The sequence below is a fragment of the Pseudomonas sp. LPB0260 genome (genome assembly GCF_013388395.1).
The window spans coordinates 3,195,480-3,211,356 of the sequence record NZ_CP058247.1; the positions used below are offsets into that span (position 1 = coordinate 3,195,480).

A 15,877-nucleotide genomic window follows, 5' to 3' on the forward strand; every position below is an offset into this window, starting at 1 on the left:
CCCTGATGAGACAAGCCGCCATGAGTCCTGTCGAATTCGAGCAGGCGCTGCGCGCCAAGGGCGCCTACTACCACATTCATCACCCGTTCCATCGGGCGATGTACGAGGGCCGCGCCAGCCGCGAGCAGATCCAGGGCTGGGTGGCCAACCGCTTCTACTACCAGCTGTGCATCCCGCTCAAGGATGCGGCGATCCTCGCCAACTGCCCGGACCGCGACACCCGTCGTGAGTGGGTGCAGCGCATTGTCGATCACGACGGCGCGATCGGCGAGGAGGGCGGTATCGAGGCCTGGCTGCGCCTGGCCGAGGCGGTGGGTCTGGAGCGCGAGCAGGTGCTGTCCCAGGAGCTGGTGCTGCCGGGAGTGCGCTTCGCCGTCGACGCCTATGTCAACTTCGCCCGCCGGGCCAACTGGCAGGAGGCGGCCAGCAGTTCGCTGACCGAGCTGTTCGCCCCGCAGATCCACCAGTCGCGCCTGGATGCCTGGCCGCAGCATTACCCCTGGATCGACGCTGGCGGCTACGACTACTTCCGCACGCGTCTGAGCCAGGCACGCCGCGACGTCGAGCACGGCCTGCGCATTACCCTGGAGCATTACCGCAGCGTTGAGTCCCAGCAGCGGATGCTGGAGATCCTGCAGTTCAAGCTGGACGTGCTGTGGAGCATGCTCGATGCCATGAGCATGGCCTACGAGCTGCAGCGCCCGCCCTACCATACGGTGACGGCCGAGCGAGTCTGGCATCGAGGGACCGCGTTATGAACCCCAGACAAACGGTGCGCACGGCGCACCCTACGGCTGAGTCCTTTGTAGGGTGCGCCGCGCGCACCAGTCGGGAGCCCGAACAATGACCGCCACCATCCTGCCCAACGTCCCGGCCATCCGCCGAGGCTTTCGCCTGCAGTTCGAGCCGGCCCAGGGCTGCCATGTACTGCTGTACCCGGAAGGCATGATCAAGCTCAACGACAGCGCCGGGGAAATTCTCCGTCAGGTCGATGGCAAGCGTTCGGTGGCCGAGATCATCGGCCAGCTGCAGCAACGCTTTCCCGACGTGCCCGGTATCGAGGAAGACATCCTCGCCTTTATGGAGGTAGCCCATGCCCAGTTCTGGATCGAGCTTCGCTAAACCTGGCCATGCCGCCGGCCCACCACTGTGGCTGCTGGCCGAGCTGACCTACCGTTGTCCGTTGCAGTGCCCGTACTGTTCCAACCCGCTGGACTTCAGCCAGCAGGGCCAGGAGCTGAGTACCGCCGAGTGGATCGAGGTGTTTCGCCAGGCCCGCGAGTTTGGCGCCGCACAGCTGGGCTTCTCCGGCGGCGAGCCGTTGGTGCGCCAGGACCTGGCCGAGCTGATCGAGGCGGCGCGGGGCCTGGGCTACTACACTAACCTGATCACGTCCGGCATCGGCCTGACCGAGGCGCGCATCGCCAGCTTCAGCGAGGCCGGCCTGGACCATATCCAGATCAGCTTCCAGGCCGCCGACGAGGAGGTGAACAACCTGCTGGCGGGCTCGAAGAAGGCCTTCGCCCAGAAGTTGGCCATGGCCCGTGCGGTCAAGGCGCACGGTTATCCCATGGTGCTCAACTTCGTCACCCACCGGCACAACATCGACAACATCGAGCGGATCATCGAGCTGTGCCTGGAGCTGGAGGCGGACTTCGTAGAACTGGCCACCTGCCAGTTCTATGGCTGGGCCGAACTGAACCGCGCCGGCCTGTTGCCGACCCGCGCCCAGCTGGAGCGCGCCGAGCGCATCACCAACCAGTGGCGGGCGAAACTGGCGGCCGAGAAGCACCCCTGCAAGCTGATCTTCGTCACCCCGGACTACTACGAGGAGCGGCCCAAGGCCTGCATGAACGGTTGGGGCAACCTGTTTCTCGACATCACCCCGGACGGCACCGCGCTGCCGTGCCACAGTGCCCGGCAGTTGCCGGTGCAGTTCCCCAACGTGCGCGAGCACAGCATCGCGCACATCTGGCACGACTCCTTCGGCTTCAACCGCTTTCGTGGCGACGACTGGATGCCAGAGCCTTGCCGCAGCTGCGACGAGAAGCACAAGGACTTCGGCGGCTGCCGCTGCCAGGCCTTCATGCTCACGGGCGATGCCAGCAATGCCGACCCGGTGTGCAGCAAGTCCGCGCATCATGGAGTCATCCTGGCCGCGCGCGAAGAAGCCGAACGAGCCCCCGGGGCACTGCACAGCCTGCAGTTTCGTAACGAGCAGGCCTCCCGGCTAATCTGCAAGGCATGAACAACAAAGCGGTCGCGCCCTTCGGCTTCTGGGACAGCGCCTGGTCGAGCGCCAAGGCGGCTGCCGCCGGCCGCGACTTCGCCGAGCTGCGCGCAGGCCTGGGCGGTCTGGTGTGGCTACAGTACGACCCAGCAGACGGTCGCTCGACCCTCTGGCACTGGACGGCGCAGCAACTGCGTTGCCTGACGCCTGACGGCCTGTCGGTACGCAGCCGGGTCTACGAGTACGGCGGCGGTGCCTTCTGTCTCACCGACTGCGGCCTGGCCTTCGTTGGCGAGGCCGACCAGCAGCTCTATCACCAAGTGCTGGATGGCGCGCCCAGGCGCCTGACCGCGCGCGCCCACTGCCGTTTCGGCGACCTGCGCTTCGACGCCCGCTCCGGCACCCTGGTGGCGGTGGAGGAGTCGCGCGAAGCGGGGCAGGTGGTGCACCGGCTGGTCGGCATCGATCTGCGCGACGGTGCGCGCCGGGTACTGGTCGAGGGTTGCGACTTCTATGCGGCGCCGACCCTGAGCGCGGATGGCCGGCGCCTGGCCTGGATCGAGTGGCAGAGACCATGGCAGCCCTGGCTGGCGACCCGCCTGTGCGTCGCCGAGCGCGCAGTCGACGGTTCCTGGCTGCCGGCCCGAGTAATGGCCGGACAGGACGACGATGAGTCCCTGCAGCAACCGGCGTTTGACGCACAGGGCCGACTGCTGGTGCTCAGCGACCGCAACGGTTACTGGCAACCCTGGCGCGAAACGGCCGATGGCCGCCTGGCGCCGCTGCCTTGCGTCGCCGCCGACCACGCCGCCGCGCCCTGGCAGCTGGGCAACTGCAATTACCTGCCGCTGGCCGGCGATGGCGTGCTGCTGAGCTGGCTCGACGACGGCTTCGCGTGTCTGGCCGAGGCTGACGCCAAGGCTATCGGCGAGCGGCGTCTGGCCCAGGGGTACAGCCGCTTTCGCCAGCTGGCGGCCGACTCCGCACATTTCTACGTGATCGCCGCGGCACCGGAGCAGGGCAGTGTGGTATTGGCGATCGAGCGGGCCAGCGGCCAATGTCGGGCGCTGGCCGGCGGCGAGGCGCCCCTGGAAGCGTGCGAGGTCTCGCGACCGCAGCCGCTGTCTTTCGCCAGTGGCGGGGGATGCTGCCATGCCTTCTTCTACCCGCCACACAACAGTGGTTTCCAGGGGCCTGCAGGAGAGAAGCCGCCGTTGCTGGTGTTCCTGCATGGCGGCCCGACCTCGGCCTGCTACCCGGTGTTCGATCCGCGCATCCAGTTCTGGACGCAGCGTGGCTTCGCCGTGGCCGACCTCAACTATCGCGGCAGCAGCGGCTACGGTCGTGCCTATCGGCTGCAACTGCATCGGCAATGGGGGCTGTTCGATGTCGAGGACGCTTGCGCGCTGGTCGAGCACCTGGCCGGGCTCGGCCTCATCGATTCGTCCCGCGCCTTCATCCGTGGCGCCAGTGCCGGTGGCTATACCGCACTGTGCGCCCTGGCCGGCGGCCGGGTGTTTCGTGGCGGCGCCAGTCTCTACGGGGTCAGTGATCCCCTGGCCCTGCGCCGGGTGACGCACAAGTTCGAGGCCGATTATCTCGACTGGCTGATCGGCGATCCCCTGCAGGATGCCGAGCGCTACGCCGCGCGCACGCCCTTGCTGCATGCCGAGCGCTTCCAGGCGCCGCTGATCTTCTTCCAGGGCGGCCAGGATGCCGTGGTGCTGCCGGCGCAGACCGAGGCCATGGTCGCCGCCCTGCGCGAGCGTGGGATGCCGGTCGCCTATCACTGCTATCCCGAGGAGGGGCACGGTTTCCGACAGGCCTGCAACCAGGCCCATGCCCTGGAGCAAGAGTGGCGCTTCTACCAGCGCCTGCTGGGGGCTCCCGCCTGAACCCTCAGCGCTTAGGTCGCATTGCATTGGCAGGCCAATGCAGTAGTCTGGCGCTAGTCAGAACAACAACAGGCAGGCCGCACTGTGAGCCCCGATATCAGTCGTCACCGCAAGTTCGTCTCGCCGGAAATCATCTTCGGCGCCGGCTGCCGCCATAGTGTCGGCAACTACGCCAGCAACTACGGCGCGCGCAAGGTATTGCTGGTGTCTGACCCCGGGGTAGTGGCGGCCGGCTGGGTCGCCGACGTGCAGGCCAGCCTGCAGCGCCAAGGCATCGAACATTGCCTCTACACCCAGGTATCGCCCAATCCGCGCGCCGAGGAGGTGATGCTCGGCGCCGAGCGCTACCTCAGCGAGGGTTGCAACGTGATCGTCGCGGTCGGCGGCGGCAGCCCGATGGACTGCGCCAAGGGCATCGGCATCGCCGTGGCCCACGGTCGGAACATCCTCGAATTCGAGGGCGTGGACACCCTGCGCGTGCCCAGTCCGCCGCTGATCCTGATTCCCACCACCGCCGGCACCTCGGCGGATGTGTCGCAGTTCGTGATCATCTCCAACCAGCAGGAGCGGATGAAGTTTTCCATCGTCAGCAAGGGCGCGGTGCCCGACGTGTCGCTGATCGATCCGGAAACCACCCTGAGCATGGACCCCTTCCTGTCGGCCTGCACCGGCATCGATGCGCTGGTGCACGCCATCGAGGCCTTCGTCTCCACCGGCTCGGGGCCGCTGACCGACTCCCACGCCCTGGAGGCTATGCGCCTGATCAATGGCCACCTGGTGGCGATGATTGCCAACCCGGCGGACATCGCCCTGCGCGAGAAGATCATGCTGGGCAGCATGCAGGCCGGCCTGGCCTTCTCCAACGCCATCCTCGGCGCCGTGCATGCCATGAGCCACAGCCTCGGCGGCTTCCTCGACCTGCCCCATGGGCTGTGCAATGCGGTGCTGGTGGAGCACGTGGTGGCGTTCAACTACAACGCGGCGCCTGAACGCTTTAGGATGGTTGCCGAGACCCTTGGCATCGACACCCGCGGGCTCACGCACCCGCAGGTTCGCCAGCGCTTGATCGAACACCTGATCCAGTTCAAGCACGCCGTGGGCTTCCACGAAACCCTGGGCCTGCACGGCGTCAGCACCTCCGATATCCCCTTCCTGTCGCAGCATGCGATGGAGGACCCGTGCATCCTCACCAACCCGCGCGAGTCGAGCCAGCGGGATGTCGAGGTCGTCTATGCCGAGGCCCTCTGACCAGCAGCGCCAGGCGCTCACCGAGCTGCTCGGGCTGGGCAGTCACTCGGTGCGCAAGAGTCACTACCCGGAACTGCTGGCGCGCCTGGAAGAGCTGGAGGCCGAGCGCAATCGCTACAAGTGGCTGTTCGAGCACGCCGTGCACGGCATCTTCCAGGCCAGCCTGCAGGAGGGCCTGCGGGCGGCCAACCCGGCCCTGGCACGGATGCTCGGCTACGACGACCCGCAGCAGGTGCTCTGGTCGCTGACCGACCTGGCCGAGTACCTGTTCGTCGGCGGTGCCGAGGAGCTGCAGCATATCCGCGACGCCCTGCAGCGTCAGGGCGGCCTGTTCGGCTACGAGACCCAGTTGCGCCGCAAGGATGGCCGGGTTATCGACGTGCTGATGAACCTGCTGCTCAAGCCGGACGAGGAGGGCCTGTTCGAGGGATTCGTCGCCGACATCAGCGAGCGCAAGCAGGCGCAGCAGCGCCTGCAGCAACTCAACGACGAGCTGGAGCAGCGGGTCAGCGCGCGCACCGCCGAATTGCAGGAAGCCAACCGCAACCTGCTGCAGCAGATCGTCGAGCGCAAGCGCGTCGAGCAGGATCTGCGCGAGGCGCGTGATGCGGCGGAGGCGGCCAACCACAGCAAGGACAAATATCTGGCGGCAGCCAGCCATGACCTGCTGCAGCCCTTGAACGCGGCACGCCTGCTGATTTCCACTCTGCGTGAACGCCGCTTGCCGGATGCCGAGCGCAATCTAATCGAGCGCAGCCATCAGGCACTGGAAGGCGCCGAGGACCTGCTCACCGACCTGCTGGAAATTTCCAAGCTGGACCAGGCCGCAATCAAACCGGATATCGATGTATACCGCCTGGGCGAGCTTCTCGCGCCGCTGGCCTCGGAGTTCCAGCCGGTGGCCGCGGAGGCGGGGCTGGCGCTGAAGGTGCGCATTGCCGATTGCGCGATCAGCACGGACTTTCGCCTGCTCACCCGCATCCTGCGCAACTTCCTGAGCAATGCCTGCCGCTACACCGAGTGCGGCGGCATCCTGCTCGGTGCGCGCCTGCGCGGCGAATTTCTCGAACTGCAGGTCTGGGACAGCGGCCGGGGAATCGCCGAAGACCAGCTCGACAGCATCTTCCTCGAATTCAACCAGCTGCAGGTCGGCCGTGCCGCCGAGCGCAAGGGGGTCGGCCTGGGACTGGCCATCGTCGACCGGATCGCGCACATGCTCGGTTATCAGGTCATCGTGCGCTCGCAACTGGGGCGGGGCTCGATGTTCGCCATCCGGGTCCCCCTGGCCCAGCAGCCCACCCCGGTCGTGCAGACCTTGTCGACGCCGCGCACCCAGGTCGGTGATCCGCTGCCAGGGCGTCGCTTGCTGGTGCTGGATAACGAAGTGAGCATTCTCGACAGCATGTCTGCCCTGCTCGGGCAGTGGGGGTGTGAGGTGATCACCGCAATCGACCTGCCCGCCGCGCTTCAGGCACTGGGTAGACAGGTACCCGATGTGATCCTGGCCGACTTCCACCTCGATCACGGGGTGACTGGATGCGAGGTGGTGCGGCAATTGCGCGAGCATTTTGCCTGCGCCATTCCCTCGGTGATCATCACCGCCGACCGCAGCGACCAATGTCGCCGCGAACTGCAGCGTATGGCTGTGCCGCTGCTCAATAAACCGGTCAAGCCAGGCAAGCTGCGGGCCGTGCTCAGTCAGTTGCTCGCCAGCTCCAAGACATGAACTACCCGAGGATTCAACGCGAAGTATTGACTCCTGAGCACTGCGGCAGGTGGATGCTCAGTATCGTTGAACGATACTGAGCTGAGACCAGTGGCGGTCAATGGAAGCGGGACTCTACCCAGTGGTAAAAAGTGGTTCGAATCCCCCAGCGGACGAGCCCTTTGTCCCATTTTCAGCCGTTAGAGACTTTGACCCATCTCATCCATCATCGGACCACTACACCCATCACGCAATGCGCTGCCTACCTCGGATCAGGTTTTGCGAAGGGGCTCGCCGGTGGCTGGGCGAAAGCCCCTGAAGAGGGCCTTGATCCTTGCCGGCTCCAGGTCTGCCAGGGTCGGCGGGTTCCACTGCGGGTTCTTGTCCTTGTCGATGATCAAGGCGCGAACGCCCTCCATGAGGTCACCCTTGTCGAACCACTGGTAGCTCAGGTGCAGTTCCTGGGCAAAGCAGTCGGCCAGCGGCAACTGGCGACCGCGCTGCAGCAGCTCCAGGGTCACCGCGATGGACAATGGCGAGCGACTGTCGAGCAGGCGAACCGTTTCCTCCGCCCAATCGAGTAGTTCGGGCCGTTCCTCCCTCTGCAACGCAGCGCAAATTGCCGGGATATCAGGCAGGTTGAAATAGTGGTCAATCGCCTGACGGTAGGCTTTGAGCTCCGATCCGACGACCTGCTGACTGGCGAGGCTCTTGAGCAGGTTATTCAGATCCTCTAATGGCGCGCTGCTCCACCTCATCTGATCCAGCGCGGTGTCCAGTTCGGGGAATCGCTCACTGGACAGGCAGTAGTCGGCCAGCTCGCTGTAAAGAGCATCGGCGGCGCGCACTTGGGTGCCAGTGACGCCTAGATAAAGCCCCAGCTGGCCGGGCAGACGGGGCAGGAAGTAGCTGCCGCCGACGTCCGGGAAGAAGCCAATGCCGACCTCCGGCATGCCCATCCGGGTGCGCTCGCTGATGACCCGCAGTGTGGCGGCCTGGGCCAGGCCCATGCCGCCACCGAGGACGAAACCATCCATCAGTGCGAGCACTGGCTTGGCGTAGTTGTGCAGGTATTCGTCGAGGGCATACTCCTCCTCGAAGAATAACTCGTGCTGGTTGTCGCCGGCCTTGTGGCTTTCATAGAGCTGACGGATGTCGCCGCCGGCGCAGAAGGCTCTGTCGCCGGCTCCACGCAGCACTACGGCGCGGATCGCCGGGTCCTTTTCCCAGGTCCCCAGGTAGCGGAACAACTGGCGCACCATGGACAGCGTGAGAGCGTTCAGGTCGTCGGGGCGATTGAGGGTCAGATGGCCAACGCCGTTGCGTACATCGGCCAGAACCAATGACGGGGTGCTGCTCATGCCTGATTGCCCTTCTGGTACAGCTTGATGATCGAGGAGAAATCCAAGCCACCATGGCCCAGCAGGCTGTGGCTCTGGTACAGCTGTTGAGTTGCCGCGCCCAGGAGCACCGGCTGGCGTGCATGCTTGGCCGCCTCGGTGGCCAGTCCCAGGTCCTTGAGCATCAGGTCCGTGCCGAAGCCGCCGCTGTAGCCGCGCGACGCCGGGGCGTTCTCCAGCACGCCGGGTACGGGGTTGTTGATCTCCGAACTCCAGCAGCGTCCGCTGGAGGTGTTGATGATGCCGGCCAGCACTTTCGCGTCCATGCCCAGCGCCACGCCCAGGGCCATCGCTTCGGCCACGCCTGCCATGGAGATGCCGAGCAGCATGTTGTTGGCGATCTTGGCCACTTGGCCGTTGCCGCTGTCTCCGCAATGGACAACGTTCTTGCCCATGGCCGAAAGGATCGGCAGGGCCTGGTCATACACAGTCACCGAACCGCCCACCATAAAGGTCAGGGTGCCGGCCGCTGCGCCGCCAGTGCCACCGGAGACCGGTGCATCGAGCATCGGGTTGCCTTGGGCGGTGGCCAGTTTTGCGACCGTTCGAGCGCTGAGGGGGTCGATAGTGGAACTGTCGATCAGCAGCACGCCTTGGCTGACATGGGCAAGAAGGCCATCCTTGCCGAGATAGACTTCCTTCACGTGGGCAGCGGTCGGCAGCATGGTGATGATGACTTCGACCTTGGCCTCGGCCACTGCGACCGGAGAAGCGGCTGCCGCGGCGCCGGCCTCCACCAAGGTGGAAACGGCCTGAGGGAAAGGGTCGAAGACGGTCAGGCTGTGGCCGGCTTTGAGCAGGTTAAGGGCCATGGGTCCGCCCATGTTGCCGAGGCCGAGAAATCCGATATGCATGATGACTACCTCTTATATAGGGCGATTAGCAGTGCTTGAACTGCGGTGGGCGTTTTTCGACGAAGGCGCTCATGCCTTCGCGCTGGTCGGCGCTGGCGAACAGCGAATGGAACAGGCGCCGCTCGAAGCGCACGCCTTCGGCCAGGCTGATTTCAAGCGCACGATTGACGCACTCCTTCACCATCAGGGTGGCTGGCAGCGACTTGCTGGCGATGCCGCGAGCGGTCTCCAGGGTCTGCTCGAGCAGTTGCGCCTCCGGGAGTACGCGGGCCACCAGGCCGGCGCGTTCGGCCTCCTCGGCGTTAAGCTGGCGGCCGGTCAGGCACAGTTCCATGGCCTTGGCCTTACCCAGCGCATGGGTCAGTCGCTGAGTGCCGCCGATCCCGGGGATCACGCCCAGCGACAGTTCCGGCAGGCCGAAGCGGGCATTGTCAGCCGCATAGATGAAGTCGCACATCAGCGCCAGCTCGCAGCCTCCGCCCAGGGCGTAGCCCGCTACCGCAGCGATTAGCGGCTTGCGCCGGGCGGCGACGCGGTCGGCGGCAGAGAAGAAGTCTTCCAGGTAGATCTGCGGGTGGCGCTTGTCGACCATCTCCTTGATGTCCGCGCCGGCGGCGAAGGCCCTGGTCGAGCCGGTGATTACCAGGCAGCCGACTTCGGGATCGGCTTCCAGGTGATCCAGCGCCTGGTTCAGCTCGCAGATCAGCTGACTGTTCAGGGCATTCAGCGCCTGGGGGCGATTCAGGGTGATCAGACCGACGCGCTGGTCAATCTCGACCAGTATGGTGTGGAATTCCATAGTCGTGCTCCTTGGGAGGCCGGCGCGAGGCCGGCCTGGAGAGGTCATTTCAGGTTGATGGTGGTGTTCACCACGGCGCTGGTGTCGTCCTCGTCGAACCAGCGCTGGGTGATCGTCTTGGTCTGGGTGTAGAAGGTCACCACCTGCTTGCCGTATGGGCCCAGGTCGCCGAGCTTGGACGCGCGCGAGCCGGAGAAGGAGAACAGCGGTACCGGCACCGGGATCGGCACGTTGATGCCTACCTGGCCGACGTCGATCTCTTCCTGGAAGTGACGCGCGGCGGCTCCGGAGCGGGTGAACAGGGCGGTGCCGTTGCCGTTGGGGTTGGCGTTGATCAGTTCGATCGCTTCGCCCAGGTTGGCGGCATGCATCACGCAGAGTACCGGTCCGAAAATTTCCTCACGGTAGATCGTCATCTGCGCGCTAACCCCGGAGAAGATGGTCGGGCCGACAAAGTTGCCGTCCTGGTAACCCGGCACGCTCGGGTTGCGGCCATCCAGCTCGAGCTTGGCGCCTTCCTCGATGCCGCTGGCGATCAGGCTGCTGATGCGATCCAGGGCGCTGCATGACACCACAGGCCCCACGTCCGTGCCCGCTTCGGTGCCGGCGCTGACCTTGAGCGTCTTGGCCCGCTCGATCAGCTCGGGCAGCCAGGCCTGGGCTTCGCCCACCAGGATCACCACCGGCAGGGCCATGCAGCGTTGCCCGGCGGCGCCGAAGGAGGCGCCCAGCAGATTGTTCAGGGTCTGCTGCTTGTTGGCGTCCGGCAGCACCACGGCGTGGTTCTTCGCGCCCATCATGCACTGGGCACGCTTGCCGTTCTGGGTGGCACGGTTGTAGACGTGGGTACCAACCTTGGTCGAGCCGACGAAGGACACGGCCTTGATATCCGGGTGATCGCATAGCAGGTTCACCGCATCGACACCGCCGTGAATGACGTTCAGGACGCCTTTCGGGATGCCCGCTTCCAGGGCCAGTTCCACCAGGCGCATGGTCACCAGTGGGTCCTGTTCGGAGGGCTTCAGGACGAAGGTGTTGCCGGTCGCGATGGCCATCGGAAACATCCACAGCGGGATCATTGCCGGGAAGTTGAACGGGGTGATGCCGGCGCACACGCCCAGCGGCTGCAGCAGGGTGTAGGTGTCGACGCCGCCCGCCACATTGTTGGCCAGTTCGCCCATCTGCAGGGTGCCGATGCTCGCGGCGTGCTCCACCACTTCCAGACCGCGAAACACATCGCCCTCGGCATCCGCCAGGGTCTTGCCCTGTTCGGCCGTCAGGGTGGCCGCCAGCTCCTTGATGTTCTCGCGGATCAGTTGCTGGTACTTGAGGAAGATTCGCGCACGGGCGCCGATAGGCGTCTTGCGCCAGGTCTTGAAGGCTTCCCTGGCGCTGGCGACGGCGGCATCCATTTCATCCTGAGTGGCGAAGGGAACGCGCGCCAATACTTCTTGAGTGGCTGGATTGATTACGTCACGCCACTCGTTGCTGCGCGATTCGACGAACTCGCCATTAATCAGCAACTTGACCGTTGGAACAGAGCTTTCAGCTGTCTTTTGCATGGATCTAGAACTCCAGGTGAGTGAGCGCCTTTCGCTGGGGCGCGACCGGTTGGGGGCTGTTCAAGGCTTGGACTGGATCCTATCAGTGCGTTTTTATTAATATCAATGCGGTAAAGTGCAGTGCCATTCTGCATAAATGCACATTGGCGAGGGCTGTATGGACTGGGACAATCTGCGCTACTTCCTCGAGCTCTCGAGGGCGGGCAAGCTGACGGCCGCGGCGCGGCGCTTGGGGGTAGACCACACGACCGTGGCGCGGCGCGTTCAGGCATTGGAGAAGTCGCTGGATACGCAGCTGTTCATCCGCAGTGCCGCGGGGTATCAGTTGACGGAAGCCGGTCGCACGTTGCTGCCCCAGGCGGAAACCATGGAAAGCGCATGCGCGGTCATCGAGCAGTCAAGGACAGATCCGCTGGATAACTTGTCGGGACTGGTTCGTATCGGTGCCACCGAGGGGTACGGTTCGATGATGCTGGCCCCGCAGCTGGCTGAGCTCACCCGGCGTTATCCGAACCTTGGGGTCGATCTTCTGGCCGTGCCGCGCATGGTGCACCTGTCACGGCATGAGGCCGATATCGTGGTAACCCTGGAGCGACCTGAGCGCGGGCCCTTCATCATCACCAAGCTGACCGATTACATGCTCAAACTCTACGCCTCGGTCGGCTATCTGGAGCAGCATCCTCCCATCCAGACTCGGGAGGATCTGCGCACACATTCCTTCGTCAGCTACATCGAGGATCTGCTGTACAGCAAGGAGTTGCTGTACCTCGACGAGATTGGCAAGCCGCATCACGTCGCCCTGCGCAGTACCAGCATTCTGGCGCAGCAGGAGGCCGCTGCTGCTGGGGCGGGCATCGCCATTCTTCCGGCCTTTTCGGCAGACAGGGACCCCCGGCTTGGTCGCGTGTTGAGTGATGAAATCGAATTCTCTCGGACCTTCTGGATGCTGATGCCCATCGAGCTAAAGGACCTTGCCCGCATGCGCGCGACTTGGGACTTTCTGCGGGAGATGGCGGAGCGGAATCGGCCGCGCCTGATGGGCGCCGAGCGCCTTTGAAGGAGCAGGTCAAGTGGCAGAAGCGATGATGTCCAAGGGGCATGCCTGTCGCTCCTGGTTTGGCGCTGCGCCCCATGGCGGCCTGAAGGGCTGCCCTGAGAGTGCATCAGGGTCACCACGCACTCGACCCCCCGGGCCTTGCTAGACGAAGCCGTCATCGAGCGCTGCATAGCGCCGCAATGAGTGCTAGCCGCTGCCGAAACATCCGATGCCAACGGCCGACCTGCAGAGGCGCTTCTCGATCTTTCGCCCATGTCGCGGGCAAACCTCTGGCCGCCACTCCAGGGCGTTTTATCGAGAGCAGAAACGCTGCACGCGCAATGAGTCCTCACCTGCCATCGGTGGCATTCCAATGCCTTGAGTCTCGTTCGGATACGGAGCCGCGTCGGTGGGCAGTTACGCCTGTGCAGCGAAATCGCGGGGCGTGTCCCCTCGTGCAAGCAGAGCCTTTCGGCATAGCGAGGGTGGGTATCGGAGTTCTCGATATCCGTTAGAGAAATATATCGTTATTCCGCACCGCAGCTTTGCGCGAGACTTTTTTCATTCGAAGGGGAGGCTGTCCTTCGGCTACATAAGCCAGCATTTCAGAGACATGCCGGCAAGAATAAAAATGGCGGAGATTAATAGCGTGTTGATTCGAACGAACGTCGGCTCGTATGAGCAAATGATGGAAGAGTTTCGCTGGGACATTCCAGAAAGTTTGAACATTGCCACCGAGATATGTGATCGGCATGCACTTGCAAGACCACTGGCCACGGCAGTCATCGAGGATGTTGATGGATGCGTCCGCAACTATAGCTTCGCCGACCTTAAGCGCCTGTCTGATAATTTGGCCCACGCTTTTGTCGGGCTTGGCGTTGAGCGTGGCGACCGAGTGATTGTGTCATTGGGCCAAGACGTTGAAGCGCTGCTGGCCCACCTGGCCTGCTTTAAGGTCGGTGCTATATCGGTCCCGGTGGCGGGGCTTTATTCCGGCGAGGGCTTGGCATTCCGTGTGAACGACTGCGCGGCCGCTCTCATTGTCACGAACCGGGCAGGCGCTGACAAGTTGGGCGATCTGCGACTGCCGACAGTCCGCCATGTCGTCGTGACGCATCAACAAGCCGTCGGTGCTGAAGTGGATTTCGACAGCCTGTTGCAGACGTCCCATGGCGATTTCCCGGTGGCCGATACCCGCGCTGACGACCCGGCGCTCATTTTCTACACGTCCGGCACCACCGGCTCCCCGAAAGGCGCGCTGCATGCGCACAGGATGGCCAACGCCCATTTGCCCTGTGTGCAGTTGGGGTTCGAGATGGCGCCGCAGAACGGAGACGTCTTCTGGACGGCCTCGGACTGGTCCTGGTTGGGCTCTCTGGGTGATCTGGTGTTTCCGGCGCTCTATCTGGGGCACCCTGTGGTGGTGACACCTGGACGCTTCTCCATTGAGCGGGCCTATCAGGCCATGCAGCGCCACACCATCAGCTGCCCATTCCTGGCCACCGCGGTTCTGCGCTCTATGAGCAAGGAGCCCGTCCCCGAAGGCGCCAGTTTCAAGGTGCGGGCGATCATGACCGGCGGGGAGGCGATGCCACCTGAGGTTCTGAGGTGGGCGCAAAGAACATTTGCAGCAGCGGTCAATGACGAGTTTGGGCTGACCGAGTCGAATCAGACCGCCGTAGGCTGTACGACCTTGTACAGCACTCCGGAGGGCTCGGTAGGTCGGCTGGCGCCCGGCAAGAAGGTCGCCATCATCGATGCCGACGGCAATGAAGTGCCAGCAGGGCAGCACGGCGAAATTGCCATCTGGCATGACTCGCCCTGCAACATGCTGGGCTACTGGAATCGGCCGGAGCAGACCGCCAACAAGTTCATCGGCGGCTGGATGCGCACCGGTGACCAAGGCGCGCTCGATGAGCAGGGCTTTCTTTATTACTACGGTCGTTTGGATGATCTGATTCTGGTCAACGGCTTGCGTGTGGGGCCCGAGGAAGTCGAAGCGCAGATCCTCTTGCATCCAGGCGTGGCGGAAGTGGCCGTGGTCGGTATTCCGGATGAACGCAGCGGAGAGTCGATTGTTGCAGTGGTAAAGCTGCAGGCTGGCGTTGAGGGTGGGCAGCCATTGGTTGAGCAATTGCAGGCCATGGTAAAGCGCAATCTGGCGGCCCATTGCTACCCGAAAAAAATAATCTTCGTCGATGCGATTCCGGTGACGTCCACAGGAAAAATACGGCGTGGTGAGCTGAGGCGGTCACTCGTACGAGAGGCACAAGTCGCGGCCTGAGGATGCACCAAAAGACGAACGAAACGCCGTTCTTTTAGATGGCACTACAAGAGAGGGAATCGACATGGCTGGCATTCAGGTCAAGAGCAACGGGCAGGTTCTGGAAATCGTATTGGATCGTCCCAAGGCCAATGCCATCGATTCGGAAGCCAGCCTGGAGCTCAACCGGGTGTTCACCGAGTTCAACAGGGACGCCCACCATCGGGTGGCCATCCTGACCGGTGCGGGTAGCAAGTTTTTCTGCACCGGGGGTGACCTGAAGGAACTGGACGCCAAGCAGGGCGACGTCGACTACGGGAAAAATGGCTTCGCCGGGTTGACCCACTTTACCGGCCTGGAAAAGCCGGTGATCGCAGCGGTCAACGGCCTCTGCGTAGGGGGCGGCCTGGAGTTGCTGTTGGCGTGCGATCTTGTCGTATCGAGTAGCGAGGCCCGGTTCTTCTTGTCCGAAACCTTGATTGGCAATGTCCCCTTTCTGGTCAGTGTCCAGCGTTTGCTCCATCGCCTGCCGCGAAACATTGCGCTGGAAATGCTCTACACCGGGCGGCAAATGACGGCCAGTGAATTGGCTTCCTACGGATTGATCAATGCTGTGGTGCCTGCCGATCAGCTACGCAGTGCCGCCTATGAACTGGCAGAGAAAGTAATCGCGGCGGCTCCGCTGGCCATCTCTGCTTGCAAGCGGGCATCGGCGGTGGTGGAGGCCATGTCGGTCAAGCAGGTCGCCGATTTTGATGACGCTGAGTCCCTGGAGTTTTTTGACGAAGTGATGCGTTCAGAAGATGCCAAAGAGGGTGCAAGAGCCTTCGTCGAGAAGCGCGCACCGGTTTGGCGCGGGTTATAGAAACTGCAGCATGTACGGGA

Annotated in this window: 13 protein-coding genes; 9 read left to right on the forward strand and 4 right to left on the reverse strand. The window is 63.8% G+C overall.

Translation table 11 applies throughout. From position 1 onward, the window contains the following. Positions 1–5: 5 nt before the first annotated feature. The 6 genes from pqqC to LPB260_RS14485 all read left to right on the forward strand — a co-directional run bounded on the left by pqqC (position 6) and on the right by LPB260_RS14485 (position 7,099). Positions 6–758 (forward strand): pyrroloquinoline-quinone synthase PqqC, encoded by a 753-nt coding sequence (pqqC, locus tag LPB260_RS14460; RefSeq protein WP_208709786.1) that lies wholly within the window; start codon positions 6–8, stop codon positions 756–758. 85 nt (positions 759–843) lie between these two features. Beyond that, positions 844–1,122, forward strand: a complete 279-nt coding sequence (gene pqqD, locus LPB260_RS14465) for a pyrroloquinoline quinone biosynthesis peptide chaperone PqqD (RefSeq protein WP_208709788.1) — start codon at positions 844–846, stop codon at positions 1,120–1,122. Continuing rightward, on the forward strand, positions 1,094–2,248 hold the full coding sequence (gene pqqE / locus LPB260_RS14470) for a pyrroloquinoline quinone biosynthesis protein PqqE (RefSeq protein WP_208709790.1): 1,155 nt from the start codon (positions 1,094–1,096) through the stop codon (positions 2,246–2,248). Before pqqD ends, pqqE begins: the two co-directional genes overlap by 29 nt. Next, the gene (locus tag LPB260_RS14475; protein ID WP_208709792.1) at positions 2,245–4,125 is read left to right on the forward strand and encodes a prolyl oligopeptidase family serine peptidase; all 1,881 of its coding nucleotides are present in this window, start codon (positions 2,245–2,247) and stop codon (positions 4,123–4,125) included. The genes pqqE and LPB260_RS14475 overlap by 4 nt, the downstream gene beginning before the upstream one ends. Positions 4,126–4,209: 84 nt before the next feature. After that, the gene (gene ercA, locus LPB260_RS14480; protein ID WP_208709794.1) at positions 4,210–5,373 is read left to right on the forward strand and encodes an alcohol dehydrogenase-like regulatory protein ErcA; all 1,164 of its coding nucleotides are present in this window, start codon (positions 4,210–4,212) and stop codon (positions 5,371–5,373) included. Then, positions 5,357–7,099, forward strand: coding sequence for a NahK/ErcS family hybrid sensor histidine kinase/response regulator (locus LPB260_RS14485; RefSeq protein ID WP_208709796.1), 1,743 nt, complete (start codon positions 5,357–5,359; stop codon positions 7,097–7,099). The genes ercA and LPB260_RS14485 overlap by 17 nt, the downstream gene beginning before the upstream one ends. A gap of 251 nt (positions 7,100–7,350) precedes the next feature. Here the strand turns inward: LPB260_RS14485 and LPB260_RS14490 are convergent, their stop codons facing one another. Genes LPB260_RS14490 through LPB260_RS14505 form a run of 4 tightly spaced genes read right to left on the reverse strand, consistent with a single transcriptional unit; the run spans position 7,351 to position 11,693 of the window. Next, the gene (locus LPB260_RS14490; RefSeq protein WP_208709798.1) at positions 7,351–8,439 is read right to left on the reverse strand and encodes an enoyl-CoA hydratase/isomerase family protein; all 1,089 of its coding nucleotides are present in this window, start codon (positions 8,437–8,439) and stop codon (positions 7,351–7,353) included. Continuing rightward, complete coding sequence (mmsB, locus tag LPB260_RS14495; RefSeq protein WP_208709800.1) at positions 8,436–9,332, reverse strand: 3-hydroxyisobutyrate dehydrogenase; 897 nt, start codon at positions 9,330–9,332, stop codon at positions 8,436–8,438. The genes LPB260_RS14490 and mmsB overlap by 4 nt, the downstream gene beginning before the upstream one ends. A gap of 25 nt (positions 9,333–9,357) precedes the next feature. Next, complete coding sequence (locus LPB260_RS14500) at positions 9,358–10,131, reverse strand: enoyl-CoA hydratase (RefSeq protein ID WP_208709802.1); 774 nt, start codon at positions 10,129–10,131, stop codon at positions 9,358–9,360. A 44-nt stretch (positions 10,132–10,175) separates the two neighbouring features. Continuing rightward, positions 10,176–11,693, reverse strand: coding sequence for a CoA-acylating methylmalonate-semialdehyde dehydrogenase (locus LPB260_RS14505; protein WP_208709804.1), 1,518 nt, complete (start codon positions 11,691–11,693; stop codon positions 10,176–10,178). Between the two features lie 157 nt (positions 11,694–11,850). On the opposite strand from LPB260_RS14505, the gene LPB260_RS14510 reads away from it, so the two are divergent. From LPB260_RS14510 to LPB260_RS14520, 3 genes are all read left to right on the forward strand, one after another. Beyond that, the gene (locus LPB260_RS14510) at positions 11,851–12,750 is read left to right on the forward strand and encodes a LysR family transcriptional regulator (RefSeq protein WP_208709806.1); all 900 of its coding nucleotides are present in this window, start codon (positions 11,851–11,853) and stop codon (positions 12,748–12,750) included. Between the two features lie 610 nt (positions 12,751–13,360). After that, on the forward strand, positions 13,361–15,013 hold the full coding sequence (locus LPB260_RS14515; protein WP_208709808.1) for an acyl-CoA synthetase: 1,653 nt from the start codon (positions 13,361–13,363) through the stop codon (positions 15,011–15,013). A gap of 64 nt (positions 15,014–15,077) precedes the next feature. Then, positions 15,078–15,857, forward strand: a complete 780-nt coding sequence (locus LPB260_RS14520; protein ID WP_208709810.1) for an enoyl-CoA hydratase-related protein — start codon at positions 15,078–15,080, stop codon at positions 15,855–15,857. The last annotated feature ends 20 nt before the right edge of the window (positions 15,858–15,877 follow it).

Coding starts and splice junctions, on each gene's coding strand:
- pqqC (WP_208709786.1), top strand. CDS start 6: ATGAGACAAGCCGCCATGAGTCCTGTCGAATTCGAGCAGGCGCTGCGC.
- pqqD (WP_208709788.1), top strand. CDS start 844: ATGACCGCCACCATCCTGCCCAACGTCCCGGCCATCCGCCGAGGCTTT.
- pqqE (WP_208709790.1), top strand. CDS start 1,094: ATGCCCAGTTCTGGATCGAGCTTCGCTAAACCTGGCCATGCCGCCGGC.
- LPB260_RS14475 (WP_208709792.1), top strand. CDS start 2,245: ATGAACAACAAAGCGGTCGCGCCCTTCGGCTTCTGGGACAGCGCCTGG.
- LPB260_RS14485 (WP_208709796.1), top strand. CDS start 5,357: ATGCCGAGGCCCTCTGACCAGCAGCGCCAGGCGCTCACCGAGCTGCTC.
- LPB260_RS14490 (WP_208709798.1), bottom strand. CDS start 8,439: ATGAGCAGCACCCCGTCATTGGTTCTGGCCGATGTACGCAACGGCGTT.
- mmsB (WP_208709800.1), bottom strand. CDS start 9,332: ATGCATATCGGATTTCTCGGCCTCGGCAACATGGGCGGACCCATGGCC.
- LPB260_RS14500 (WP_208709802.1), bottom strand. CDS start 10,131: ATGGAATTCCACACCATACTGGTCGAGATTGACCAGCGCGTCGGTCTG.
- LPB260_RS14505 (WP_208709804.1), bottom strand. CDS start 11,693: ATGCAAAAGACAGCTGAAAGCTCTGTTCCAACGGTCAAGTTGCTGATT.
- LPB260_RS14510 (WP_208709806.1), top strand. CDS start 11,851: ATGGACTGGGACAATCTGCGCTACTTCCTCGAGCTCTCGAGGGCGGGC.
- LPB260_RS14515 (WP_208709808.1), top strand. CDS start 13,361: ATGGCGGAGATTAATAGCGTGTTGATTCGAACGAACGTCGGCTCGTAT.
- LPB260_RS14520 (WP_208709810.1), top strand. CDS start 15,078: ATGGCTGGCATTCAGGTCAAGAGCAACGGGCAGGTTCTGGAAATCGTA.